Consider the following 21,224-nt stretch of genomic DNA (forward strand, 5'->3'; position numbering starts at 1 on the left):
GTTATCCCGGCGCAAGCCCGATGAAATTGATCGGGAAAAGGCAATTGGGGTCCGTCGGTGGCAATCAACACAGCTCCTCCGCGATTGGAGATCCGCAATCTGGTCTGCCGGTTCGGCGGGCGTACGGTGGTGGATGATGTCTCGCTGACCGTTCAGGCGGGGCAGGTGACCTGTCTGCTGGGCCCGTCGGGCTGCGGCAAATCCACTACGCTGCGGATGATTGCTGGCGTCGAAATGCAGGACTCGGGCGAAATCTACGTCGATGGCAAGTTGGTCTGTGACACGGTGTTCAGGGTGCCTCCCGAACGGCGCGAGATCGGACTGATGTTCCAGGATTTCGCTTTGTTTCCGCACCTCAGCGTGGCCGACAACGTGGCTTTTGGCCTTAAGGGAGCCAAAGAGCAAAAACGGGAACGTGTCGAAGAGTTGCTGAGAAAGGTCGACCTGATCCGCCATATCGACGGGTTTCCGCATCAACTGTCAGGGGGTGAGCAGCAGCGGGTCGCGCTGGCCCGCGCGCTGGCTCCGCGCCCGCGGATTATGCTGATGGACGAACCGTTCTCGGGCCTCGACAACCGTCTGCGCGACGGCATCCGCGACGAGACCCTCGCCATCCTCAAGGAAGAGGACGCCGCCGTGCTGCTGGTCACGCACGAGCCCGAAGAGGCGATGCGCATGGCTGACGAGATTGCACTGATGCGCCGCGGCAAGATCGTCCAGCAGGGTGCGCCCTACAATGTCTACACCCGACCCGTAGACAAGGCTGCCGTGGCATTTTTTAGTGATGTCAATGTGTTGCAGTCCCAGGTGAATGGAGCATTGGCGCAAACGCCATTTGGTCAATTCCTGGCGCCGGGCGTCCCCGATGGCACTGACGTCGAAATCGTTTTCCGCCCTCAGCATGTGCGGCTGGACTTTGACCGCAACGGCAAGGGGCCGCTGCCGACGGCGACCGATGGCGTTGCCGCCCGCGGCGTGGTCGAGCGCGCCCGCTTTCTGGGCAACGAAAGCCTGATCGAGTTTCGGATGGACTATGACGGCTCGATCCTCAAGGCGACCGTCCCGAACGTGTTCGTGCCCAATCCGGGCCGGGTGATGTGGTTGACCATCCGGCGGGATCGCTGCTTCGTTTTTCCGGCCTAGACGCCGCAACCGGTCGATTTCCCGGCGAGTGGTGCGCGAATGCCGCAGAATGCGCCGGGGCATCGCTTGCCGCATCCTTTGGGGCCGTCTATCAAGGGCGAAACGCGGGGGCACAGGCAGGCAATGCGCATACTTCTGACAAATGACGACGGGATCAACGCCCCGGGCCTGATCGCGCTCGAGGCGATTGCTGCGGATGTGGCCGGCCCGGATGGTGAGGTCTGGATCGTGGCTCCGGCTTTCGAACAGTCGGGGGTCGGGCATTGTATCAGCTATACCCATCCCATGATGGTCGCCAAACTGGGCGAGCGTCGTTTCGCGGCCGAAGGGTCGCCGGCCGACTGCGTTCTGGCCGGGCTGCATGACGTGATGAAGGACGTGCGACCAGATCTGGTTCTTTCTGGTGTGAACCGGGGTAACAATTCGGCCGAGAACACTTTGTACTCAGGCACGATCGGCGGCGCGATGGAGGCGGCACTCCAGGGCATTCCGGCGATCGCCTTGTCGCAGTATTTTGGTCCGCGCAATCTTGGGCTGGACGACCCGTTCGAGGCCGCCACGCGGTTCGGAGCGGACCTGGTACGACGCATTCTTGAGGCCGATCCGCCCGCACAGGAAGACTACCGCTTGTTTTACAACGTGAATTTCCCTCCGGTGCCTGCCGATGAAGTTCTTGGCACACGCGTCGTGCGCCAGGGATTCCGACGCGACACGCATTTTGGGGTGGAACCGCACAGCTCGCCCTCGGGTCGCCGTTTCCTGTGGATCAAGGGGGGCTATCAGCACAACCCGACGGCTCCGGGAACGGATGCCGCGGCGAACCTGGATGGCTATATTTCGGTCACGCCGATGCGGGCCGACCTGACCGCCGATGATGCGCTGGAGGCATTGAAGACGATCGAATGACCGGACTGGACCCCGAAACCAAGATGCAGTTCCTGTTCGCCCTGCGGTCTCGCGGGGTCACGGATGCGCGTGTTCTGGACGCGATGGAGCAGATCGACCGCGGCAAGTTCGTGCGCGGCCTGTTCGCCGAGCGTGCTTACGAGGACACGCCGCTGCCGATTGCATGCGGCCAGACGATCAGCCAACCCTCTGTCGTGGGTCTGATGACCCAAGCGCTGCAGGTCACGCCGCGCGACAAGGTGCTCGAGGTGGGGACGGGTTCGGGGTATCAGGCTGCGGTGCTGTCCAAGCTGGCGCGGCGGGTCTACACCGTTGAACGCCACAAGCGTCTGGTACGCGAAACCGGTGAGCTGTTTCGCGAGTTGGGTCTGACGAATATCACAGCGATGCTGTCGGATGGATCTTTCGGGTTGCCCGAACAGGCTCCTTTTGACCGCATCATCGTCACCGCCGCTGCAGAGGACCCGCCGGGCCCGCTCTTGGCGCAGCTCAAAATCGGCGGTATCATGGTTTTGCCCGTTGGGCAGTCGGATGCGGTTCAGACCCTGATACGGGTCACCAGAACCGAGACCGGGCTGGAGTATGACGAACTGTTGCCTGTTCGGTTCGTGCCCTTGCTGGAAGGGCTTGGAAAGGATGAGGCGTAACGTAGGTTTAGGATTTGGGCGCCAGAACCCCGGCAAACAGGGGCAGGTGTTGAGGACAGTGATATGAGAGCAGTTTCCAAGTCAGTCTTGGGTCGTGGAACAACGGCGATGGTTGCCGCGCTGGTGCTTGCCGGATGCGAAGGCCCGCTGGATTACGACCTGCGCGGTCAGGTCGGCGGTTTTTCGACCACTCCGGCCGCACAGTCAGCCACCACGAACCGGCCAGCGCCGGACAGCCGTGGCGTGATCACCTATCCGACATATCAGGTTGCCGTCGCGCAACGGGGTGACAACGTCGCCGCCGTGGCTGCGCGGGTCGGTCTGCCGGAGGCAGAGCTGGCCCGGTTCAACGGTCTCAAACCCACCGACCAGCTGCGCGAGGGCGAAGTGCTGGCCTTGCCACGGTCCGTCGGCGCCGGAGCGGGGAATGTCGATATCGCCTCGATCGCCACGACCGCGATTGATCAGGCGCCGGACACGGGCGGCGTGCGGGTCACGAACCTTGAGCCGGCCAAACCGGCGCCCGTCACCTCGACGGACGAGCCGATCCGGCACAAAGTCAAGCGGGGTGAGACGGCTTATACCATTTCGCGCCTGTATCAGGTTCCGGTCGATGCGCTGGCTGAATGGAACGGTTTGGGTTCGGACTTCGCCGTGCGCGAAGGGCAGTTTCTGCTGATCCCCGTCAAAAATCAGGCTGCACCGCGCCAAGCTGCCGCCGCAGCGCCCACGGCGACCACCGAACCGGGGCAGGGATCGCCCACCCCGACGCCGCCCAGTGCAACGCAGCCGCTGCCGGACGAAAAAGTTGCGCCGTTGACGCCCGCTCCGGACGTGACAGCCGAGGCCCCGACGAATTCCAGCTCGTCAGCCTTGGCTCTGCCGGTAACCGGCAAGATCATTCGCCCGTATGCCAAGGGCAAGAACGAAGGGATCGACATCGCCGGTTCGCCCGGAGCATCGGTAAAGGCGGCCGAAGCTGGTACCGTGGCGGCCATTACGGCGGATGCGGATCAGATCCCGATCATCGTCGTCAAGCACACCAACGATTTGCTGACGGTCTACGCGAATGTCGAGAACATCTCGGTCAAGAAAGGCGACCGGGTCAGCCGCGGCCAGAGCATTGCCAAGCTGCGCGGGGGTGAGAATGCCTATGTGCACTTCGAGGTGCGCAAAGGGTTCGAATCCGTCGACCCCGAAACCTATCTGCGCTGAGGCTCAGAGTGCGGTTCCAAGTAGCCTTGGGTAAAAAACGGGATCAGGCGGTTGGGTCGTAGTCGGCCAGCTGCTTTCCGGGCTCGTCTGCAAAGATCTCGGGCAGCGGTGTGACGCTTTCGATCAGGTCGATGCGGAACACGCGGAAGGCCTCTCGCAGCTCGCACCAAGCGGTCAGGGTCCAGACCCGTCCCCAGTATTCCATGTGCAGGGGGCGGATCGTGCGTTCGGTCAGGGTTCCGTCGATGCGCCGGTAGGTCAGCCGCAGTTTCTGGCGCGATTTGATGGCCGCCCGGATCGGCGCCATATGCGCCAGCCCGCGCGCGGCATCGGCAAATGGATAGACGGCGAATTTCCAGGCATCCGCCTCGGCCACCACCTGGGTGGGCAGCACCGCGTCGATCTTGGCGGCCAGCGAGTCGGCGGCGGCCTTCAGGTCGGGGTCGGCGGCCTCGGCCACGATCGCCATCCCGAGGTTCAGCGCCTCAAGCTCGGCCGGGGTGAGGTTCAGCGGGGGCAGGGTGATCTGCTCGCGCACCAGGTAACCCACGCCGCGTTCGCCCTCGACCGGGACGCCCGACGCCACCAGCGTATCCATGTCGCGATAGATGGTGCGGACCGAAACCTCGAGCCGGTCCGCGATGTCCTGCGCGCGGTGCAGTTTGCCGTCGCGCAGGATCTGGATGATGTCGAACAGGCGGTCAGTGCGGCGCATGACACGCCGTCCGGACCGCGATCAGGCGGTCATGTTCCATAGCACTTTCTCATGGCGCATTTGGATGCTGGCGGGGTCGATGGCCGCCATCAAGCCGGCGGCAAAATCCTGCTGCGGGAACTGCGCGGCGGCGTCCTGCGCGGCCTTCATGTCGGTCCAGATAACATAATCGGTCCAGCGGCCATCCTCGCCCTGGCTCAACTGTCGGTGGGCAAAGCCGCGTGCCGCCCGCACGAAGGCCTCGGTCGTCTGGCTGAGCCTGACGAACTCTTCCGGCGTGGTGCCATCGGCGAGGGTGAAGGTGACGATTTCAGCAACATGGGTCATGTCAGTCTCCGTTGACTAGGTTTCGATGCCCTGTTCCTAGTCGTCTGCAACTGACATAAACCTGTCAGTTGTAAGTTGCCAGCCCGCAAAAACCACCTGAGCAGCGCGGATTTGAACGCGGATTTGACTTGCGTCACTTTTTTCGACGGCCCGGTGGGCGTAGACAGGCTTCCAGATCACATTCCCGGCGCAACGCGCCGACGTAGAAGGAGAAGAGACATGCTCAACAATATCGGCCTTCCCGGCCTGCTGCTGATCGCCGTCGTGGTGCTGGTGCTGTTTGGCCGCGGCAAGATCAGCTCGTTGATGGGTGAAGTGGGCAAGGGCATCACCGCATTCAAGAAAGGCGTCAAGGAAGGCGGCGAGGAGATCGAACAGGACGCGTCCGAGCTGGCCAAGGATGTCACGCCCGAGACCGACAAAGACAAGGTCTGATCGCCCATGTTTGATCTGGGCTGGACCGAGCTGCTGGTCATCGGCATCGTTGCCCTGATCGTCGTGGGGCCCAAGGACCTGCCGGTTCTGTTCCGCAATGTCGGACGGTTCATCGGCAAGGCCCGTGGCATGGCGCGCGAATTTTCTAGCGCCATGAACGAGGCGGCCGACCAGGCGGGCGTGAACGACATCAAGAAAGGTCTGGACGCGGCCACCAACCCGGTGGGCAGTGCGATGGACGGCGTCAAGCAGGCGGCCCAGGACATGGCCAAGAGCATGGACCCGACCAAGTTCGACCCCGACAGCGAAACCGGCAAACTGGCCGCTGAGCGGGCCGAGCAGGCGAAGAAGATCCAGGCCTCAACCGCCCGTGCCGCCGCTGAGCGCAAAGCGAAAGAAGCCGCCGAGGCCTTGGCCAAGGCCGAAGAGGCCGAAGCCGCGCTGAAAACCGAAGGCAAGACATGAGCAAGACCGACGAGATCGAAGATACCTCGGCCCCCCTGATCGAGCATCTGGCCGAGCTGCGCACGCGGTTGATCCACAGCGTCGTGGCCTTTTTGATCGGTATGATCATCTGTTTCACGGTTGCCACGCCAATCTTCAACTTTCTGACCCAACCCCTGTGCGATGTTCTGTCCGAGCGCGGACAGGACTGCGACCTGATCTTCATTTCGCCGCAGGAGGGCTTCTTCGTGGCGATCAAGGTCTCGCTCTTGGGTGGGTTCATTCTGGCCTTTCCGTATATCGGGTTGCAGATGTGGCGGTTCGTGGCGCCGGGGCTCTACCGGTCCGAGAAGAACGCCTTCCTGCCGTTCCTCGTGGCCTCGCCCTTCATGTTCCTGCTGGGCGCGAGCTTTGCCTTTTACGTGGTCACGCCGCTGGCCTATGACTTCTTCCTTGGGTTCCAGCAATTCGGGGCCGAGGGCGAGGCCTTGGCGGATGGTGCCACTGCGCCGCTGAGCGTGGTGTTCCAGGGATCGGCGCAGGAATATCTGAACCTGACGATCAAGTTCATCGTGGCCTTTGGCCTGTGTTTCCAGCTGCCGGTTCTGTTGACCCTGATGGGCAAGGCCGGGCTGGTCAGCGCCGAAGGTTTGGGCGCGGTGCGAAAATATGCCGTGGTGGGCATTCTGGTTCTGGCCGCCATCGTGACCCCGCCGGACGTGATCACCCAGATCATCCTGTTCGTCGTGGTCTATGGCCTGTACGAGATTTCGATCTTCCTGGTGGCCCGGGTCGAGAGAAAGCGTGAAGAACAGCTGCGCGAGGAGGGCTATTACGACGATGAAGAAGCCGCCGATGATGCGATGATGGACGAGTTTGACGCAGAAGACGGCAAATAAACCAGAGCAATAAACGGGGAAGGGCGTGCCTTGACGGGTGCGCCCTTTCTTCATGCGGGTCTTGTTGGCGGCCCGTGAACGTGGTTGAAATCGGCCGCAAGACTTCGGAGGACCCATGGACGACCAAGCCCTGAACCGCATCGCCGACGCGTTGGAACGCATGGCCCCGGCGCCGCTGGCCGCGCCTGATTTCTCGGCGGCGCCGGCCTTTGTCTGGCATGTCTCGCCCGACCGGCTTGAGCCGGTGCACCATGTCAACCGCGTCGATCTGGATCTGCTGGTGGGCATAAACCGGTCGCGCGATACGCTGCTGGACAACACGCGCCGCTTCGCGGCCGGGTACAAGGCCAACAACGCGCTTTTGTGGGGCGCCCGCGGCATGGGCAAGTCCAGCCTCGTCAAGGCGGTGCACGGCACCCTTCAGCCCGAGTTTCCCGACCTGAAGCTGGTCGAGCTTCAGCGTGAGGACATGGGCTCGGTCGCGCGGTTGCTGAACCACCTGCGCGCCGCACCTTACCGGTTCATCCTGTTCTGCGACGACCTGTCGTTCAGCCATGACGACCAGCACTACAAGTCGCTCAAGGCCGTGTTGGACGGCGGGATCGAGGGCCGGCCCGAAAACGTGGTGTTCTATGCCACGTCGAACCGCCGCCACTTGATGCCGCGCGACATGATCGAGAACGAACGCTCGAGCGCGATCAACCCGTCCGAGGCGGTCGAGGAAAAGGTTTCGCTGTCCGACCGGTTCGGCCTGTGGCTGGGGTTCCACCCCTGCGATCAGGACGAATACCTTGCGATGATCGACCGGTATTGCACAGCCTATGGCGTCAGCGTCGATGCCGACGTGCTGCGGGCCGAGGCGATCGAATGGCAGGCCACGCGCGGCGCGCGTTCGGGCCGGGTGGCCTGGCAGTTCTTTGTCGATCTGGCGGGCCGGCAGGGCGTCCATATCGAATGAAAACGGCGCCCGTATTGGGCGCCGCTGCATCTGCCAAAGGATCTGGCCGAAAGGCTTCAGCCCAGCATGGACAGCAGGCGCGCGGCCTCGTCTGAGGGGCTGGCCAGCTTCGACCGGTCCTCGCCCGGAAAGAAACGCGCGCGCAGGGCGGTGGCCATGGGCTCGGGCTGCAACACATAAACCTTCGGCCCGGTGCGCACGGTTTCGGCGGCCCAGCTGCGCGCCATGGCGATCTGCGCGGCCTTGGTTGCACCATAGGTGGCGCAGAACTTCTCGCCCGCGCGGGGATCGTCAAAGAACACGGCCTGTCCAGCCTCACCCAGCAAGGGCGCGACATAGGGGATCAGCACCGAAGTTGCCGAGGCGTTTACGTCCACGGATTTCTGCCAATCCTTGGGGTCGATGAAATTCGCGGGCGTCAGCGGTGCGGTGTGGATAGCCGTATGCAGCCACAGGTCCAGCTTGCCCCAGCGGTCATGGATGCCCCGGCACAGCGTGGCCATGGCATTGGGGTCGGCGATGTCCATCGGCGCCAGGGTGGCCGCGCCCCCTTTGGCCTTGATGCGGTCATCCAGGTCTTCCAGCCCGCCGGTGGTGCGGGCAACGGCGACGATGTGATACTCGGGCGCCAGGGCCTCGGCCAGAGCGGCACCTAGGCCGCGCGACGCGCCGGTGACAAGTGCGATTTTAGTCTGATCGGTCATGCGCGGGGTTTGAACCCAAGTGCGCAGCCCGTCAAGCCCGGATCAACTTCCGGGGATGGCGATGCGCTGGGTCCGGCCGCTTTGTCGCAGCATGATGCCGTCTTTGTCGATGGCTACGATCGTGCCCGAACCAAAGCGGCTGCCTGTCTTGACCTCTTTCACCCGTCCAGACGATGAGCGCATCAGGGCGCGCATGTCGTTCTGCGGGCCAAAGACGCCCAGGACGGTCGTACCATTCTTGCTGAGCGCGCCCTTTTGGGTGGCCGCGCTGTCGACTCTGGGATTTGCCATGTAAACTGGCCGGCCCGGTGGCCCGGCCTCCGTGTGATTGCGTGAGTGAGCAGCCGGTTGGCTAGCAGAGCCAAAAGGGAAGGAAAAGCCGGTGCAACAGGTTTCGGCCATGTTTCGCCACGCTGATCCGCACCATGAAAAAAGGGGCCCTGCGGCCCCTTGGAGAAGTCTCTGAATTCCGGCCTTATTCGGCCGCCGGTTGCATCTTGAACCCTTGTTCAACCATGTCCGCCGGAGTGACGGGATACTCGCCCGAGAAGCATGCATCGCAGTATTGTGGGCAGTCCTTGCTGCGGCCCTGCGATTCGCCGACCGCCCGGTACAGCCCGTCCAGCGAGATGAACTTGAGGCTGTCGACCGCCAGATGCTTGGTCATTTCTTCCTCGGTCATGGTGGCGGCCAGCAGCTTTTCGCGCTGTGGCGTGTCCACGCCGTAGAAACAAGGCCAGGCCGTGGGCGGCGAGGCGATGCGGAAATGCACCTCTTTCGCTCCGGCATCCAAGATCATTTCCTTGATCTTGCGGCTGGTCGTACCGCGCACCACCGAGTCGTCGACCAGTATTACCCGCTTGCCCTCGATCAGGGCGCGGTTCACGTTTAGCTTGAGTCGCACGCCCATGTTGCGGATCTGTTCGGTGGGTTCGATGAAGGTACGACCCATGTATTGGTTGCGGATGATCCCCATCGCATAGGGGATGCCCGACTCCAGCGAGTACCCAATGGCCGCGGGCGTGCCGCTGTCGGGCACGGGGCAGACCAGATCCGCCTCGACCGGGCTTTCCTTGGCCAGCTCGCGTCCGATGGCTTCGCGTGTCTCATAGACCGAGCGTCCACCCAGAATCGAGTCTGGGCGCGAGAAGTAAACATGCTCGAAGATACAGAATTTGCTGGGTTGCCGGCGGAACGGGAAGTGGCTTTCAACGCCGTTCTGGGCATTGATTACCACCATTTCGCCGGGCTCGATCTCGCGCAGGAATTCGGCGCCGATGATGTCCAGGGCACAAGTTTCCGAGGCCAGGCACCAGCCATCGCCGATTTTGCCCAATACCAGCGGGCGCACGCCCAGCGGATCGCGTACGCCGATCAGCTTGGTGCGGGTCATGGCGACCACCGAGAAGGCGCCCTCGACCCGGCGCAGCGCGTCTTCCATCCGTTCGGGGATGTTGCGCTGCAGCGAGCGGGCCATCAGGTGGATGATGCATTCGCTGTCGGACGAACTTTGGAAGATCGAGCCGCGCTCGATCAGCTCGCGCCGCAGGGCATTGGCGTTCGTGATGTTGCCATTGTGCGCAATCGCGGCGCCGCCCATCGAAAACTCGCCGAAGAACGGCTGTACGTCACGGATGGCGGTCTGGCCCTTGGACCCGGCCGTGGAATAGCGCACATGGCCGATCCCGATCGGTCCGGGCAGGCTTTCCATCACGTCGGACGAGGTGAAATTGTCGCGCACATAGCCAAATCGACGGGCCGAGTTGAAACCGAGTTCGGGATCATGGGTGACGATCCCGCCCGCTTCCTGCCCGCGGTGTTGCAGCGCATGCAGACCAAGAGCAACGAAATTGGCGGCATCCTTGACGCCGACGACCCCGAAAATCCCGCATTCCTCGCGGAGCTTGTCATCATCGAACGGGTGGGCGGGGGGCATCTGCGGGCTATGCAAGACAGGCAGCTCCGATTCCATGGCGAGTTGGCCCTCACATAATGCCTAATGCCCCCCATGTCACCAAAGGATCATAATTCGTTTTGCCGCAGGCCGGGTTTCTGGTTTGATGGGGCCGCGAACATGAGTGTTTTCCGTGTTTTGAACGCGCTGCGTGGAAAGTTGCCGGCAGCATTTGACCGAGGGCAAAACAGGTATGTGGCAGGGACGACCGGGCCAGAAAAAGGAAGAGCACGTCAAACGCCGGTGCCATCGGTGCCGCGGAATGGGACGTGCACCTTGCCAGATATGCAACGGCAAGGGCGAAGTCCTGAAGGGCCGAGACCACTTGGGCAAGCCCCAGTTCAGCCGGTGTGACGGATGCTTTGGCCTGAAAACCAACCGCTGTTCGGTTTGTGGGGGCGAAGGGTTCGTCTGACCCTCTGACAAAAGAAAAGCCCGGCTGGCCGCCGGGCTGGTTCGTTTTGCTTGGCTTAAAGCTGTTACTGGCCCTGAGAATCCGCTGTGCAGGATGCAACAAGCTCTTCGTACTGGGTGGTCACCCAACCCAGGGCGGCTTCGGGGTTCTGCTCTTCGATCCTGTCGCTGAACTGCTCGAATACCTTGGCCGAGCGGCTTTCGTCGACGATCGTGTAGGACTGGCCGGTCATCACGGTGTCGTAGACAAAGAAGGCGATGGCAACCAGCAGAATGCCGCGGGCGATGCCGAAGAAGAAACCCAGCGCCTGATCCAGCCCGCCCAACGCCGAGCGCTGTACCAAGGACGAGAACAACGGGGTAAAGATGCTGACCACGATCAGCGCAATGGCAAACACTGCGGCAAAGCCCGTAATCACCGACAATTCGCAGCTGTCACGCAAGAAGTCTCCGACCACCGGGATTTCCTTGACCAGCGGCACGGCTTGCGGTGCAAAGATGAAGGCCAGAACTGCGGCGGCGACCCAACCTGCAATGGCCATGACCTCGCGCATGAAGCCGCGCGAATAGGCCAGAATCCCCGACAGCACGATGATCAGGGCAACGAGCCCGTCAATTATTGTAAAACCTTCCATGGCCCTCGCCTGTTCTTTTTCTGCCCCTCGAGGCGCGACTTTAACCTGCTCCGAAGGTTTCGCCAACAAACCCGACCAAATCAGAGGGTCGGGTGAGTGTCAGACCTGCCACAGTACCGGTTTTGCCGCCTGCCGGAGCAATCGCTGCTGTGAAACCAAGTTTTTGCGCTTCTTTCAACCTGTTTTCGGTCTGCGGCGCTGGTCTAAGTGCCCCGGATAGCGAGATTTCTCCGAAAACCACGGTGTCGGCGGGCAGGGCGGTGTCCTCGCGCGCGCTCAGCAGGGCGGCGGCCACGGCAAGGTCGGCTGCGGGTTCGCTGATCTTCAGGCCTCCGGCCACGTTCAGATAGACGTCGAGCCCTGCAAAGGGGATGCCGCAGCGCGCTTCGAGCACGGCGAGGATCATCGCCAGCCGCCCGCTGTCCCACCCGACGACCGTGCGGCGGGGCTGTGAGTGGGGCGAGGGCGCGACCAGCGCCTGCAGTTCGACCAGCACGGGCCGCGTGCCCTCGATGCCTGCGAAAACGGCCGAGCCGGGGCTGGGTTTGCCGCGTTCCGAAAGGAACAGGGCCGAGGGGTTGGTGACCTGCGCCAGACCTTTCCCGGTCATCTCGAACACGCCGATCTCGTCGGCGGGGCCAAAGCGGTTCTTGACCGCGCGCAGGATGCGGAACTGGTGGCCGCGCTCGCCCTCGAAATAGAGGACGGTATCGACCATGTGTTCGACCACGCGGGGGCCAGCGATTTGGCCTTCCTTGGTGACGTGGCCGACCATGATGATGGATACACCGTGGCGCTTGGCAAAGCTGGTCAGCTCGTGTGCGGCGGCGCGGACCTGACTGACCGATCCCGGTGCGCTGTCGACATTGTCCGCCCACATGGTCTGGATCGAGTCGATGATGGCAAGACCGGGTTTCTCGGCCTCCAGCGTGGTCAGGATGTTGCGCAGGTTGGTCTCGGCTGCCAGTTGCACCGGCGCGTCCTCGAGCCCAAGACGCCGCGCGCGCATGCGGACCTGGGCGCTGGCTTCCTCGCCCGAGACATAGATGGTTTTCAGCCCCGACCGGGCAAAGCGCGCTGCGGCCTGCAACAGCAGGGTGGATTTGCCGATGCCCGGATCGCCGCCCACCAGCAGGGCCGAGGCCGGGACCAGCCCGCCGCCCAAGACACGGTCCAGTTCCTCGACACCGCAGACTGTGCGGGGCGGCGGGGCCTCTTCTGTAGACAGGTCGGTCAGGGTGACGGCCTGGCCGCGTTTGCCGCCCAGCGATTTCTTGGCCGGGCCTGCCGACAATGGGGCCTCTTGAACTATGGTGTTCCACTCGCCACAGCCGTCGCAGCGGCCGGACCAGCGGGAATGCGAGGCGCCACAGGCCGAGCAGGTGAAAGTCGTCGTCTTTGCCATGGCGCAATTCGTGCCCGAGCTTGCGCGGTTCTTCAAGCCCTTCCGGTGTTCAATCCGGACTGACGGGCCGCGGCGTCAGGCTCGGGCGGGCCATCCTTCGCGGCAGATGCTGCCGCATCTGGTGAGTGAGTGGCTATTCGGCGGCGCGGGGAGGGGGCATGGCGATGACGCTCGACGCGGTCGGGTCGCTGTCGTCCGGAGGTGTCTGCAACTGGGCTGACAGCTCGGGCAAAAGCTCGAACAATTCCTCGCGCAGGCGGGCCAATTGCGCCTTGGCGATGGACTCCTCGATCTCGATGTCGCGGGTCCACTGGCGCAATTCATGCTGTATGGTCTGGGCGTCTTCGATCCGTTGCTGGAACAGTTCGACCTCTTCCTGCCGCTGTTGCAGGAACGCCCGCGCTCGGGCAACTTTGGCCGCGCCGTAGGTTTCGGCCAGTTCGTGGCTGACCTGGCTCATCTGCGCGGCCAGTTCAAGGATCTCGGGCTCCAGCGATTGCAAGTCGGGGTGATCGCGCAGGAAGGCCATGCGCTCCTTGACCGCGTCAAACTCCGAGGCCAGCGCGAACACGCCGCTGCGGTCGGCCGCATGGGCGATCTGGTAGGCATCGACCACGTCCTGCATTTGCAGCGAGAACTTCCGATGTGCGTTTTCCAACGCCATCATGCGCGCGCTGGAGGGCAGGTAGAAGGCGAGCATCAGAACCAGAGCGGTCAGACCGATCTGGATGTAAATGCCTGCGTTCGGGATGTCCTGCCCGCCCAATCCAGCCTGCATCGTCAGCCAAGGCCAGACATTCACGGCGGCAAGCATGGTGGCGGATACGGCAAACAGGGCAGCGGCACAGATCAGGAAAAAAGTCAGTCGCAGGAATACGTTCTGGAAATGAATTGAAATCGAATGGAGGGCGGCCATGGCAGTCCTACTCCTTTTGAAACCGGCAAAACCGGGCCCGGGCGGAGTATCCATCAAACGTGCAAGACGGTCCGCGTCGGACCCTGAAACAAAAATGACTTGGCTGCTCGAATATTGGCCATCATAGCCAGAAATGCGTTTTCAATCAATCAGGTCCGGAGGTTTCGTGAACCAAGTTTCACTTCGGTAACGTATCCCAGCGCGATCGAGGCAAGGATGCAGCCAGTGAACAGGTACAGGCCCCACGCTGTTTCGATCGTTGCGTATGAGATGCCCTTGGCCAAGGTAATGTAGAGCGCAATGAGGAAGATATCGGCCATGGCGAGCTTGCCCATGATGTTCAGCGCCGGTTGGACACGCGGGTCCAGCAGGTCCCATTGGACCAGCGCAGTTCCGATAGTTTTGACGTACGGGGCGAACAGGGCAAAGACGGTGACGACCAGTGCGAGGAAGATGTCTGATTTCCAGAGAGATTGGAGGCCGGTGATGACGCTGATCTCGCTGAGGCCGAAGATCGGCAGCAGGCCTGCGCGCATCAACGGGGCAAACCACGCGATGGGGTAGAGGAACAGCAGCGAGAGGGTGGCGAGGCGGAGGGTCATCTTTTTAGAATTAGGTGCTCATGCCTTTGATAGAAAGCGCCATACCAGCAGCATAGAGCAGGAAGATGGCTCCAATGAGGAGGTCAGATTGCAATTTGTATGATGCGGAAGATCGCAATTTGAAGTGCAGAACAGCCCCAGATAAGACGTATCCTGCCAAAATCGGCGAAAGAGAAATTGGACCTGTTATGCCAAACAATTGTGACAGCAAAACCCCAATTATCATTCCGGGCAAAATGCCCACAGCCATAGAGAAGATTACTGGGAGGAAGACTACCTCAGCTCTTAGGAAGTGTGGCACGCCAGATTTTTCGCCGATGAAGTGAATCAGAAACCACGCAATTGCTACCGACACCGGGTAGGAGAATAGAACTTGCTGCAATACGAGTATTGCATGGTCCATCACCGCACCGCCTCAATCGGCCCTTCCGCACTCCCACTGATGAACTGCTCCACATAAGGATCACCCGAGGAATCCATCTGGCTGACCGGTCCGGTCCACTGGATCACCCCGTCATGCAGCATCGCCACGTTGTCGGCAATCGCACGGACCGAGCTCATGTCGTGGGTAATGGTCATCGCGGTGGCGCCCATTTCGGTCACGATCTCGCGGATCAGGTCGTTGATGACGCCCGACATAATCGGGTCCAGGCCGGTGGTGGGTTCGTCGAAAAAGATGATCTCGGGCTCGGCGGCGATGGCGCGGGCCAGACCCACGCGTTTCTGCATCCCGCCCGACAGTTCGGACGGGTAGAGATCTGCCACATTGGCGCGCAGGCCCACGCGGCGCAGTTTCTCGATCGCGATTTCACGTGCCTCGTCCGTCGGTCGTTTCAGCGAGCCGCGCAGCAGGCGGAAGGCCACGTTCTGCCAGACGGGCAGCGAGTCAAACAGGGCCGCGCCTTGAAACAGCATCCCGAACCTGGCCAGAAAGGCGTCTCGGTCACCGGTCTGGGCGTCCTGCCCATCGACAAAAATCTTGCCGCTGTCGGGTTTGATCAGGCCAAGGATGCATTTCAGCGCCACGGATTTTCCGGTGCCCGAACCACCGATGATCACCATGGACGTGCCTTTGGCAATCTCGAGGTTCATGCCCCTGAGAACATGGTTGTCGCCGAAGGCCTTGTGTACGTTCTCCATTCGGATCATAGCGAGAAGAACACCCCCGTGAGAACGAAGTTGGCGGCAAGGATCAGCACAGCGGCGGCCTCGACCGAGCCCTTGGTTGCGCGGCCCACGCCTTGCGCGCCGCGTCCCGAATGCATGCCGAAATAGCAGCCCATGATCGCCGCGATCATGCCGAACGCCGCCCCTTTGACCAGCGACGACAGGATGTCGAGCGGCTCGAGGAAATCGACCGTGTTTTTCAGATAGGCTGCCGGGTTAAAGCCGAGGTTCTGCGTCGCCACCGCATAGCCGCCTGCGATGCCGATGATGTCTCCCACGGCAACCAGAACAGGCACGGTGATCAATGCGGCCAGAACGCGCGGGGCCGCCAAGTATTTCATCGGGTGGGTCGACAGGGTGACCAGGGCGTCGATCTGCTCGGTCACCTTCATTGTGGCGATCTCGGCGGCGATCGACGAGGTGACGCGCGCCGCAATCATCAGGCCGACCATGACAGGGCCCAATTCGCGGACCATGCCGATCGCCACGATCTGGGGCACCACGGCCTCGGCGTTGAAACGCGCGCCGCCGGCGTAGATCTGAAGCGCCAGCGCGCCGCCGGTGAAAATGGTCGTCAGGCCTACGACCGGCAGCGACAGCCAGCCGATGTTCAGCAGGGCCATGCCCAGCTCACGCGGGTAGAACGGTGGCCGAAAGATGTGTGACAGAGCATCCAACGCAAACAGCGCCACGCGGCCGAACGCCGCCAGCAGGTTCAGGACCGCGCGGCCCAGTTCGCCAAGCCATGCGAGTGGATTCATTCGACATAGCCCCGCGAATAGCGGCTGCCGAGTGAGGTCAGGATCTCGTACCCGATGGTGCCTGCGGCCTCGGCCAGGTCGTCCACCGTCTGATGCCCGTTCAGAATGCGCAGACGTTCGGGTGTGTGCGGCAGGTCTGTCACGTCGACGGTGATCAGATCCATCGAGATGCGTCCGACGACGGGGCACGGCAGGTCGCCGGCAAACGTGTCGATGCCGCCACCGATGGCGCGGTGCAGCCCGTCGGCATAGCCCGCTGCCACGGTTGCGATACGCGAGGGGCGTCGGGCCTTCCACGTGTTGCCGTAGCCGACGGTTTCTCCGACTGCCAGATCGCGCACCTGTATCACCGGCAGATCGACGGTGACCACAGGTTTGGCGCCCGCAAAAGGCAAGCCGCCATACAGGCCGATGCCGGGGCGACAGAAATCAAAGTGGAATTCGGGCCCCAGGAGCAGGCCACCGGTGGCCGCCAACGAACGCGGAGCCGACACGCCGTCAGTCATCTCGCGGAAGGTTTTCAGCTGTTGCCGGTTCATGGGATGGTCCGGTTCGTCCGAACAGGCCAGGTGCGACATGACCACGACAGGGTTCAGCGCCTCGGCCCGGCTCCGCAGGGCGGCCCAGTCGGAAGGCTCCAGCCCGAGGCGGTTCATGCCACTGTCCAACTGTATCCCGAACGGATGGACCGGCAGCGCCTGCAGGTGGCGTTGGAATTGCTCGGGCGAGTTGATCAGCGGCACAAGGTCGTGATCGCGCAACAGGTCGGCGTCGCCCTCCATATGGCCTGAAAAGACGCAGATCAGCGGGCCGGGGCCAATCGCTTGACGGACGGCGGCACCTTCCTCGGTAACGGCGACAAAGAACTTGCGGACGCCTTCTTCGGCCAGCGTGTTGGCCACAGGTCCGGCGCCCAGACCATAGGCGTCGGCTTTGACCACGGCTCCGGTCTCGACATCGGTTTTTGCGTCCAGCGCCCGCCAGTTACTGGCCAGCGCATGAAGGTTGATCGTCAAACGTGCAGTACTCATGACCCGTTCATGACATTGCGCCGCACGAGGTCAAGGGGGAATGCGCTGCAAACGCGCGTAAAGTCCTTGCCATGGGCGGCTTGTAGCCGGGATGCGCAGGTCCGGACGGGCTTGAAAGCGGGTAGGACAACCCGCCAGCATTGTCCGCCTATCCGGGCCAAAACCTTTGGCTGATCCAGATCGTTCATCCGTCGCATTGGGCCGCGGGATATGGATTCGGTTCTGATGAGCTTAGTAGCCCTCGATCTGGCCACCCTGTTGCCAGGGTTTGACGAGGTTGCCAAAGCGGGTGAACTGCGCTTCGAAGGACAGCTCGACCGTGCCGATGGGGCCGTGGCGCTGCTTGCCGACGATGACCTCGGCCTTGCCGTGCAGGCGTTCCATGGCCTGCTTCCACTCTTCCATCTTCTCCAGCTCGTGATCTCCAGGCTTTTCGCGCTCTTTGTAGTATTCCTCGCGGAACACGAACATCACCACGTCGGCGTCCTGCTCGATCGAGCCGGATTCGCGTAGGTCGGACAGCTGCGGGCGCTTGTCGTCGCGGTTCTCGACCTGACGCGACAACTGCGACAGGGCGATGACGGGAATATTCAGCTCTTTCGCGATAGCCTTCATGCCCATCGAGATCTCGGCGATCTCGTTCACGCGATTGTCGGACATGCCGCGGCACAGCTGCAGATAGTCGATCACCAGCAGGTCCAGCCCATGCGTCCGCTTGAGCCGACGCGCGCGCGCCGCCAACTGTGAGATCGGCAGGGCCGGCGTGTCGTCGATGTAAAGCGGACAGGCTTCCAGCGCTTTGGCCGCATCGACGAAACGGCGGAACTCTTCCTCGGTCATGTCGCCTTGGCGGATCTTGTGGCTGGAGATCTCGGACGCCTCGGCCAGAACCCGTCCGGCCAGCTGCTCAGCGCTCATTTCCAGCGAGAAGAAACCGACGACGCCGCCGTCCACCGCACCCTCGGTACCATCGGCGCGCTGACCCCGCTTATAGGCTTTGGCCACGTTGAACGCGATGTTGGTCGCCAGCGAGGTCTTACCCATCGACGGACGCCCGGCAAGGATGATCAGGTCCGACGGGTGCAACCCGCCCAGCTGTTTGTCCAGGTCGACCAGCCCGGTCGAAATCCCGGCCATGCCGCCGCCGCGCTGATAGGCTTCGTTGGTGACATTCACCGCCTCGGTCACAGCCTTGAGGAAGGATTTGAACCCCTGTTCGGTCTGGCCCTGTTCGGACAGCTTGTAGAGCTTCTGTTCGGCCTCGACGATCTGTTCCTTGGGTTCGCTGGCCACTTCGACCCGCGCGGCCTTGTCCGAGATGTCGCGGCCAAGCCGGATCAGTTCGCGCCGGATCGCCAGATCATAGATCATCTGGGCATAGTCATGCACGGCGAAGGCGCTGATCGAGGCCCCGGCCAGCTTGACCAGATAGGCCGGGCCGCCGAGTTCCTTCAAACCCTCGTCCTCGGCCATGAAGGATTTCAGAGTCACCGGCGATGCCAGCGCGTTCTTGGCGATGCGCGCGGCGGCGACCTCATAGATACGGGCATGGACCGGGTCATAGAAATGCTCGGGCCCGATGATCGAGGCGACCCGGTCATACAGGTCGTTGTTGGTCAGGATCGCACCCAGAAGCTGCTGTTCGGCCTCGATGGAATGCGGCATGGTCGCGGCGTTCTGAATCTGCGCCGCTGCCTGCTCGATACTGCTGATCTCGTTCATTGCTGCTCTCGCTGTCCTCATGGGACAAAGGTCATATCTCGGCCCCGTGAGTCGGGGCAAATTGTATGTTTTCTGGGGATATGCTGTGCATATCTTCCGCTCCTGCATCTTGCCGCAGGGGCCGGTCATTCGTCAACATCTTGTGGATAGGCAGAAAGGCTGACGGCCAGTGTTTCCCGGCCGTCAACAATGGCCAGATAGTCAGCTCTTGTTGGCCTCCTGCCAGCCGCGCGGGTCGTTCAGGAAGGCTTCGACCCCGTCCAGCGTTTCCGCGTCAAACGTGCCCTGCGCCTTGGCCTCGGCCAGAACGTCCCACCAGGTGCACAGGTGGTGCAACTGAACGCCATGATCGCCCAGCGTCTTCTCGGTTTCGGGGAAGATGCCATAGTAGAAGATCACCGCCGTATGCCCACAGGTGGCGCCCGTTTCGCGGATCGCGTCCACAAAGGACAGTTTCGAGCCGCCATCGGTGGTCAGGTCCTCGACCAGAAGCACGCGCTGGCCTTCGGTCATGACCCCTTCGATCCGGGCGTTGCGGCCATAGCCCTTGGGCTTTTTGCGCACATAGGTCATCGGCAGGGCCATGCGCTCGGCCACCATCGCGGCGAAGGGAATGCCCGCGGTTTCACCGCCGGCGATGTTGTCGAAGGCTTCGAACCCGGCATTCCGCATGACGGTGACCGTCAGGAAATCCATCAGGGTCGACCGGATGCGCGGGTACGAGATCAGCTTGCGGCAATCGATATAGGTGGGGCTGGGCAGACCGCTGGCCAGCGTGAACGGCTCGCGCGCGTTGAAATGCACCGCCTTGATCTCCAGCAGCATCCGCGCGGTCAGGCGGGCGATTTCCGTGCTGTCGGGAAAGGAACTGGGGATCATGGCGGGACCTCGGTGCTGAAATGACGTTGCGGGCTGATAGCCTGCCGACCGGCCCGATGTCGAGAGGGGTTGGCCCAAAAGAAAAGCGGACCTCGCAAGAGGTCCGCTTGATGCCCGGATGGGCAGTCGAGACAGCCAAGGTGGGCTTAGCTGCTCATGTCGTAGGCCCGTTCGCCGTGGACCGACAGGTCGAGCCCGTTCGTTTCGGTCTCGGCGTCTACGCGAAGCGGGGTGACAAGCGCAACCACCTTGATCAGCACAAATGTGACAACTGACGTAAAGACACCCACGATCACCAGCCCGCCCAGCTGCGCGGTCCAGGCGCCCAGGCCGAAGACGGCGATCATGATGGTGCCGAAAATGCCGCCCACACCGTGCACGGCGAACACGTCCAGCGTATCGTCGATGTTCAGCACATTGCGGACCACGTTCACCGCCTCCTGGCACAGGATACCGGCGACCGCGCCGATGATCAGTGCCTGAACCGGATCGACATAGCCCGAGGCCGGAGTGATCGAGGCCAGACCCGCGATGGTTCCGGTGACCAGACCGACCAGCGATGCCTTGCCGTACTTGATCCGCTCCCACAGCGCCCAGCTGAGCGATGCGGTGGCGGCCGAGATATGGGTGACCGTCAGCGCCATGGCCGCGCCGCCATCCGCGGCCAGCTGCGAGCCGCCGTTGAAGCCGAACCAGCCGACCCACAGCATCGCGGCCCCGATCATGACGTATCCGGGGTTGTGCGGCGGGGTGGTGCGGTTCCTGCGCGGCCCCAGGACCCACGCGATGATCAGAGCGGCCAGACCTGCGGTTTCGTGCACCACGATGCCACCGGCGAAATCGCGCACGCCAACCTCGCCCAGAATGCCGCCATCGGTCAGGATGCCGCCGCCCCAGATCCAATGAACCACCGGCGCATAGCACAGCAGCATCCAAAGGCCCGAGAAGACCAGCACGAAGCCAAAGCCCACGCGCTCCACATAGGCGCCGACGATCAGAGCCGGGGTGATGATGGCAAAGGTCATCTGGAAGGCAAAGAACAGCACCTCGGGCAGGGTGCCTGACAGGCTGTCGGCATCGACGCCGTTCAGAAACGCCTTGCCCAGCCCGCCCCACAGGCCCGAACCGCCGTCACCGAAGGCGATCGAATACCCGGCGACCAGCCACAGGATGCTCATCAAGCAGGCGATCGCGAAACAGTGCATGAAAACGCTCAGCACGTTGCGGGCGCGCACCAGCCCGCCATAAAACAGGGCGAGGCCCGGCAAGGTCATGAACAAGACCAGCGCCGTCGCGACGATGATCCAGGCGGTATCGGCTCCGTTCATTGGGCCGTTCTCCTCTT

At 62.5% G+C, this 21,224-nt stretch carries 24 protein-coding genes; 8 read left to right on the plus strand and 16 right to left on the minus strand.

Annotated elements, in window-relative coordinates:
- Nucleotides 1-57 precede the first annotated feature (57 nt).
- The 4 genes from AC2FNZ_RS06095 (at nucleotide 58) to AC2FNZ_RS06110 (ending at nucleotide 3,911) form a co-directional block, all read left to right on the plus strand.
- Nucleotides 58-1,143 (plus strand): ABC transporter ATP-binding protein, encoded by a 1,086-nt coding sequence (locus AC2FNZ_RS06095; RefSeq protein WP_170338320.1) that lies wholly within the window; start codon nucleotides 58-60, stop codon nucleotides 1,141-1,143.
- Between the two features lie 123 nt (nucleotides 1,144-1,266).
- Entirely contained in the window at nucleotides 1,267-2,049 is a 783-nt protein-coding gene (gene surE / locus AC2FNZ_RS06100; protein ID WP_496839866.1) for a 5'/3'-nucleotidase SurE, read from the plus strand.
- Nucleotides 2,046-2,696 (plus strand): protein-L-isoaspartate(D-aspartate) O-methyltransferase, encoded by a 651-nt coding sequence (locus AC2FNZ_RS06105; RefSeq protein WP_170338827.1) that lies wholly within the window; start codon nucleotides 2,046-2,048, stop codon nucleotides 2,694-2,696. The genes surE and AC2FNZ_RS06105 overlap by 4 nt, the downstream gene beginning before the upstream one ends.
- 63 nt (nucleotides 2,697-2,759) lie before the next feature.
- The gene (locus AC2FNZ_RS06110) at nucleotides 2,760-3,911 is read left to right on the plus strand and encodes a M23 family metallopeptidase (RefSeq protein WP_170338325.1); all 1,152 of its coding nucleotides are present in this window, start codon (nucleotides 2,760-2,762) and stop codon (nucleotides 3,909-3,911) included.
- Nucleotides 3,912-3,954: 43 nt separating this feature from the next.
- Here AC2FNZ_RS06110 and AC2FNZ_RS06115 read toward each other — a convergent pair whose 3' ends face one another.
- Nucleotides 3,955-4,626, minus strand: coding sequence for a helix-turn-helix transcriptional regulator (locus AC2FNZ_RS06115; RefSeq protein ID WP_496839867.1), 672 nt, complete (start codon nucleotides 4,624-4,626; stop codon nucleotides 3,955-3,957).
- Nucleotides 4,627-4,647: 21 nt separating this feature from the next.
- Nucleotides 4,648-4,953, minus strand: coding sequence for a hypothetical protein (locus AC2FNZ_RS06120; RefSeq protein WP_480753377.1), 306 nt, complete (start codon nucleotides 4,951-4,953; stop codon nucleotides 4,648-4,650).
- Nucleotides 4,954-5,172: 219 nt separating this feature from the next.
- Here AC2FNZ_RS06120 and AC2FNZ_RS06125 point away from each other — a divergent pair, with 219 nt between their 5' ends.
- The 4 genes from AC2FNZ_RS06125 (at nucleotide 5,173) to AC2FNZ_RS06140 (ending at nucleotide 7,689) form a co-directional block, all read left to right on the plus strand.
- Entirely contained in the window at nucleotides 5,173-5,388 is a 216-nt protein-coding gene (locus AC2FNZ_RS06125) for a twin-arginine translocase TatA/TatE family subunit (RefSeq protein WP_496678054.1), read from the plus strand.
- Between the two features lie 6 nt (nucleotides 5,389-5,394).
- Nucleotides 5,395-5,853: a Sec-independent protein translocase protein TatB gene (tatB, locus tag AC2FNZ_RS06130; protein WP_496839868.1), complete on the plus strand. Its 459-nt coding sequence runs from the start codon at nucleotides 5,395-5,397 to the stop codon at nucleotides 5,851-5,853.
- A complete protein-coding gene (gene tatC, locus AC2FNZ_RS06135; protein ID WP_496839869.1) occupies nucleotides 5,850-6,731 on the plus strand; it encodes a twin-arginine translocase subunit TatC in 882 nt (293 codons plus the stop codon). The genes tatB and tatC overlap by 4 nt, the downstream gene beginning before the upstream one ends.
- A 115-nt stretch (nucleotides 6,732-6,846) precedes the next feature.
- Nucleotides 6,847-7,689, plus strand: a complete 843-nt coding sequence (locus AC2FNZ_RS06140) for an ATP-binding protein (protein WP_496839871.1) — start codon at nucleotides 6,847-6,849, stop codon at nucleotides 7,687-7,689.
- A 56-nt stretch (nucleotides 7,690-7,745) separates the two neighbouring features.
- Here the strand turns inward: AC2FNZ_RS06140 and AC2FNZ_RS06145 are convergent, their stop codons facing one another.
- The 14 genes from AC2FNZ_RS06145 to AC2FNZ_RS06210 form a co-directional block, all read right to left on the minus strand.
- Nucleotides 7,746-8,393, minus strand: coding sequence for an SDR family NAD(P)-dependent oxidoreductase (locus AC2FNZ_RS06145; RefSeq protein ID WP_093962258.1), 648 nt, complete (start codon nucleotides 8,391-8,393; stop codon nucleotides 7,746-7,748).
- Between the two features lie 42 nt (nucleotides 8,394-8,435).
- Nucleotides 8,436-8,684, minus strand: a complete 249-nt coding sequence (locus AC2FNZ_RS06150; RefSeq protein ID WP_093962257.1) for a hypothetical protein — start codon at nucleotides 8,682-8,684, stop codon at nucleotides 8,436-8,438.
- A gap of 184 nt (nucleotides 8,685-8,868) precedes the next feature.
- Nucleotides 8,869-10,329: an amidophosphoribosyltransferase gene (purF, locus tag AC2FNZ_RS06155; protein WP_093962976.1), complete on the minus strand. Its 1,461-nt coding sequence runs from the start codon at nucleotides 10,327-10,329 to the stop codon at nucleotides 8,869-8,871.
- Nucleotides 10,330-10,826: 497 nt separating this feature from the next.
- Nucleotides 10,827-11,396: a CvpA family protein gene (locus AC2FNZ_RS06160; RefSeq protein ID WP_093962256.1), complete on the minus strand. Its 570-nt coding sequence runs from the start codon at nucleotides 11,394-11,396 to the stop codon at nucleotides 10,827-10,829.
- Nucleotides 11,397-11,436: 40 nt separating this feature from the next.
- Complete coding sequence (gene radA / locus AC2FNZ_RS06165; RefSeq protein ID WP_496839872.1) at nucleotides 11,437-12,801, minus strand: DNA repair protein RadA; 1,365 nt, start codon at nucleotides 12,799-12,801, stop codon at nucleotides 11,437-11,439.
- A 133-nt stretch (nucleotides 12,802-12,934) separates the two neighbouring features.
- Nucleotides 12,935-13,717, minus strand: a complete 783-nt coding sequence (locus AC2FNZ_RS06170; RefSeq protein WP_496832892.1) for a DNA repair protein — start codon at nucleotides 13,715-13,717, stop codon at nucleotides 12,935-12,937.
- Between the two features lie 149 nt (nucleotides 13,718-13,866).
- Complete coding sequence (locus tag AC2FNZ_RS06175) at nucleotides 13,867-14,319, minus strand: paraquat-inducible protein A (protein WP_496839874.1); 453 nt, start codon at nucleotides 14,317-14,319, stop codon at nucleotides 13,867-13,869.
- A gap of 10 nt (nucleotides 14,320-14,329) precedes the next feature.
- Nucleotides 14,330-14,722, minus strand: coding sequence for a hypothetical protein (locus AC2FNZ_RS06180; RefSeq protein WP_496839876.1), 393 nt, complete (start codon nucleotides 14,720-14,722; stop codon nucleotides 14,330-14,332).
- Nucleotides 14,722-15,468: an ABC transporter ATP-binding protein gene (locus AC2FNZ_RS06185; protein ID WP_496839878.1), complete on the minus strand. Its 747-nt coding sequence runs from the start codon at nucleotides 15,466-15,468 to the stop codon at nucleotides 14,722-14,724. Before AC2FNZ_RS06185 ends, AC2FNZ_RS06180 begins: the two co-directional genes overlap by 1 nt.
- Complete coding sequence (locus tag AC2FNZ_RS06190; RefSeq protein ID WP_170338351.1) at nucleotides 15,465-16,247, minus strand: MlaE family ABC transporter permease; 783 nt, start codon at nucleotides 16,245-16,247, stop codon at nucleotides 15,465-15,467. The genes AC2FNZ_RS06185 and AC2FNZ_RS06190 overlap by 4 nt, the downstream gene beginning before the upstream one ends.
- Nucleotides 16,244-17,278 carry an alanine racemase gene (gene alr / locus AC2FNZ_RS06195; RefSeq protein ID WP_496839879.1) on the minus strand — a complete coding sequence of 345 codons (1,035 nt, stop codon included), beginning with the start codon at nucleotides 17,276-17,278 and terminating at the stop codon, nucleotides 16,244-16,246. The genes AC2FNZ_RS06190 and alr overlap by 4 nt, the downstream gene beginning before the upstream one ends.
- A gap of 231 nt (nucleotides 17,279-17,509) precedes the next feature.
- Entirely contained in the window at nucleotides 17,510-19,000 is a 1,491-nt protein-coding gene (locus AC2FNZ_RS06200; RefSeq protein WP_093962248.1) for a replicative DNA helicase, read from the minus strand.
- Between the two features lie 201 nt (nucleotides 19,001-19,201).
- Nucleotides 19,202-19,879, minus strand: coding sequence for an orotate phosphoribosyltransferase (locus AC2FNZ_RS06205; protein WP_496839880.1), 678 nt, complete (start codon nucleotides 19,877-19,879; stop codon nucleotides 19,202-19,204).
- A gap of 146 nt (nucleotides 19,880-20,025) precedes the next feature.
- Nucleotides 20,026-21,207 carry an ammonium transporter gene (locus tag AC2FNZ_RS06210; RefSeq protein WP_170390325.1) on the minus strand — a complete coding sequence of 394 codons (1,182 nt, stop codon included), beginning with the start codon at nucleotides 21,205-21,207 and terminating at the stop codon, nucleotides 20,026-20,028.
- Between the last annotated feature and the right edge of the window lie 17 nt (nucleotides 21,208-21,224).

This window comes from Ruegeria sp. SAZA006, from assembly GCF_059613465.1.

Bases quoted from the DNA above. Each gene is read 5' to 3' on its own strand.
- AC2FNZ_RS06180 (WP_496839876.1), bottom strand. From the start codon at position 14,722: ATGGACCATGCAATACTCGTATTGCAGCAAGTTCTATTCTCCTACCCG.
- AC2FNZ_RS06110 (WP_170338325.1), top strand. From the start codon at position 2,760: ATGAGAGCAGTTTCCAAGTCAGTCTTGGGTCGTGGAACAACGGCGATG.
- AC2FNZ_RS06205 (WP_496839880.1), bottom strand. From the start codon at position 19,879: ATGATCCCCAGTTCCTTTCCCGACAGCACGGAAATCGCCCGCCTGACC.
- AC2FNZ_RS06150 (WP_093962257.1), bottom strand. From the start codon at position 8,684: ATGGCAAATCCCAGAGTCGACAGCGCGGCCACCCAAAAGGGCGCGCTC.
- AC2FNZ_RS06170 (WP_496832892.1), bottom strand. From the start codon at position 13,717: ATGGCCGCCCTCCATTCGATTTCAATTCATTTCCAGAACGTATTCCTG.
- AC2FNZ_RS06120 (WP_480753377.1), bottom strand. From the start codon at position 4,953: ATGACCCATGTTGCTGAAATCGTCACCTTCACCCTCGCCGATGGCACC.
- AC2FNZ_RS06140 (WP_496839871.1), top strand. From the start codon at position 6,847: ATGGACGACCAAGCCCTGAACCGCATCGCCGACGCGTTGGAACGCATG.
- AC2FNZ_RS06105 (WP_170338827.1), top strand. From the start codon at position 2,046: ATGACCGGACTGGACCCCGAAACCAAGATGCAGTTCCTGTTCGCCCTG.
- AC2FNZ_RS06190 (WP_170338351.1), bottom strand. From the start codon at position 16,247: ATGAATCCACTCGCATGGCTTGGCGAACTGGGCCGCGCGGTCCTGAAC.
- alr (WP_496839879.1), bottom strand. From the start codon at position 17,278: ATGAGTACTGCACGTTTGACGATCAACCTTCATGCGCTGGCCAGTAAC.
- AC2FNZ_RS06145 (WP_093962258.1), bottom strand. From the start codon at position 8,393: ATGACCGATCAGACTAAAATCGCACTTGTCACCGGCGCGTCGCGCGGC.
- AC2FNZ_RS06175 (WP_496839874.1), bottom strand. From the start codon at position 14,319: ATGACCCTCCGCCTCGCCACCCTCTCGCTGCTGTTCCTCTACCCCATC.
- tatC (WP_496839869.1), top strand. From the start codon at position 5,850: ATGAGCAAGACCGACGAGATCGAAGATACCTCGGCCCCCCTGATCGAG.
- AC2FNZ_RS06160 (WP_093962256.1), bottom strand. From the start codon at position 11,396: ATGGAAGGTTTTACAATAATTGACGGGCTCGTTGCCCTGATCATCGTG.
- tatB (WP_496839868.1), top strand. From the start codon at position 5,395: ATGTTTGATCTGGGCTGGACCGAGCTGCTGGTCATCGGCATCGTTGCC.
- AC2FNZ_RS06200 (WP_093962248.1), bottom strand. From the start codon at position 19,000: ATGAACGAGATCAGCAGTATCGAGCAGGCAGCGGCGCAGATTCAGAAC.
- AC2FNZ_RS06210 (WP_170390325.1), bottom strand. From the start codon at position 21,207: ATGAACGGAGCCGATACCGCCTGGATCATCGTCGCGACGGCGCTGGTC.
- radA (WP_496839872.1), bottom strand. From the start codon at position 12,801: ATGGCAAAGACGACGACTTTCACCTGCTCGGCCTGTGGCGCCTCGCAT.
- purF (WP_093962976.1), bottom strand. From the start codon at position 10,329: ATGCCCCCCGCCCACCCGTTCGATGATGACAAGCTCCGCGAGGAATGC.
- AC2FNZ_RS06115 (WP_496839867.1), bottom strand. From the start codon at position 4,626: ATGCGCCGCACTGACCGCCTGTTCGACATCATCCAGATCCTGCGCGAC.
- surE (WP_496839866.1), top strand. From the start codon at position 1,267: ATGCGCATACTTCTGACAAATGACGACGGGATCAACGCCCCGGGCCTG.
- AC2FNZ_RS06185 (WP_496839878.1), bottom strand. From the start codon at position 15,468: ATGATCCGAATGGAGAACGTACACAAGGCCTTCGGCGACAACCATGTT.
- AC2FNZ_RS06125 (WP_496678054.1), top strand. From the start codon at position 5,173: ATGCTCAACAATATCGGCCTTCCCGGCCTGCTGCTGATCGCCGTCGTG.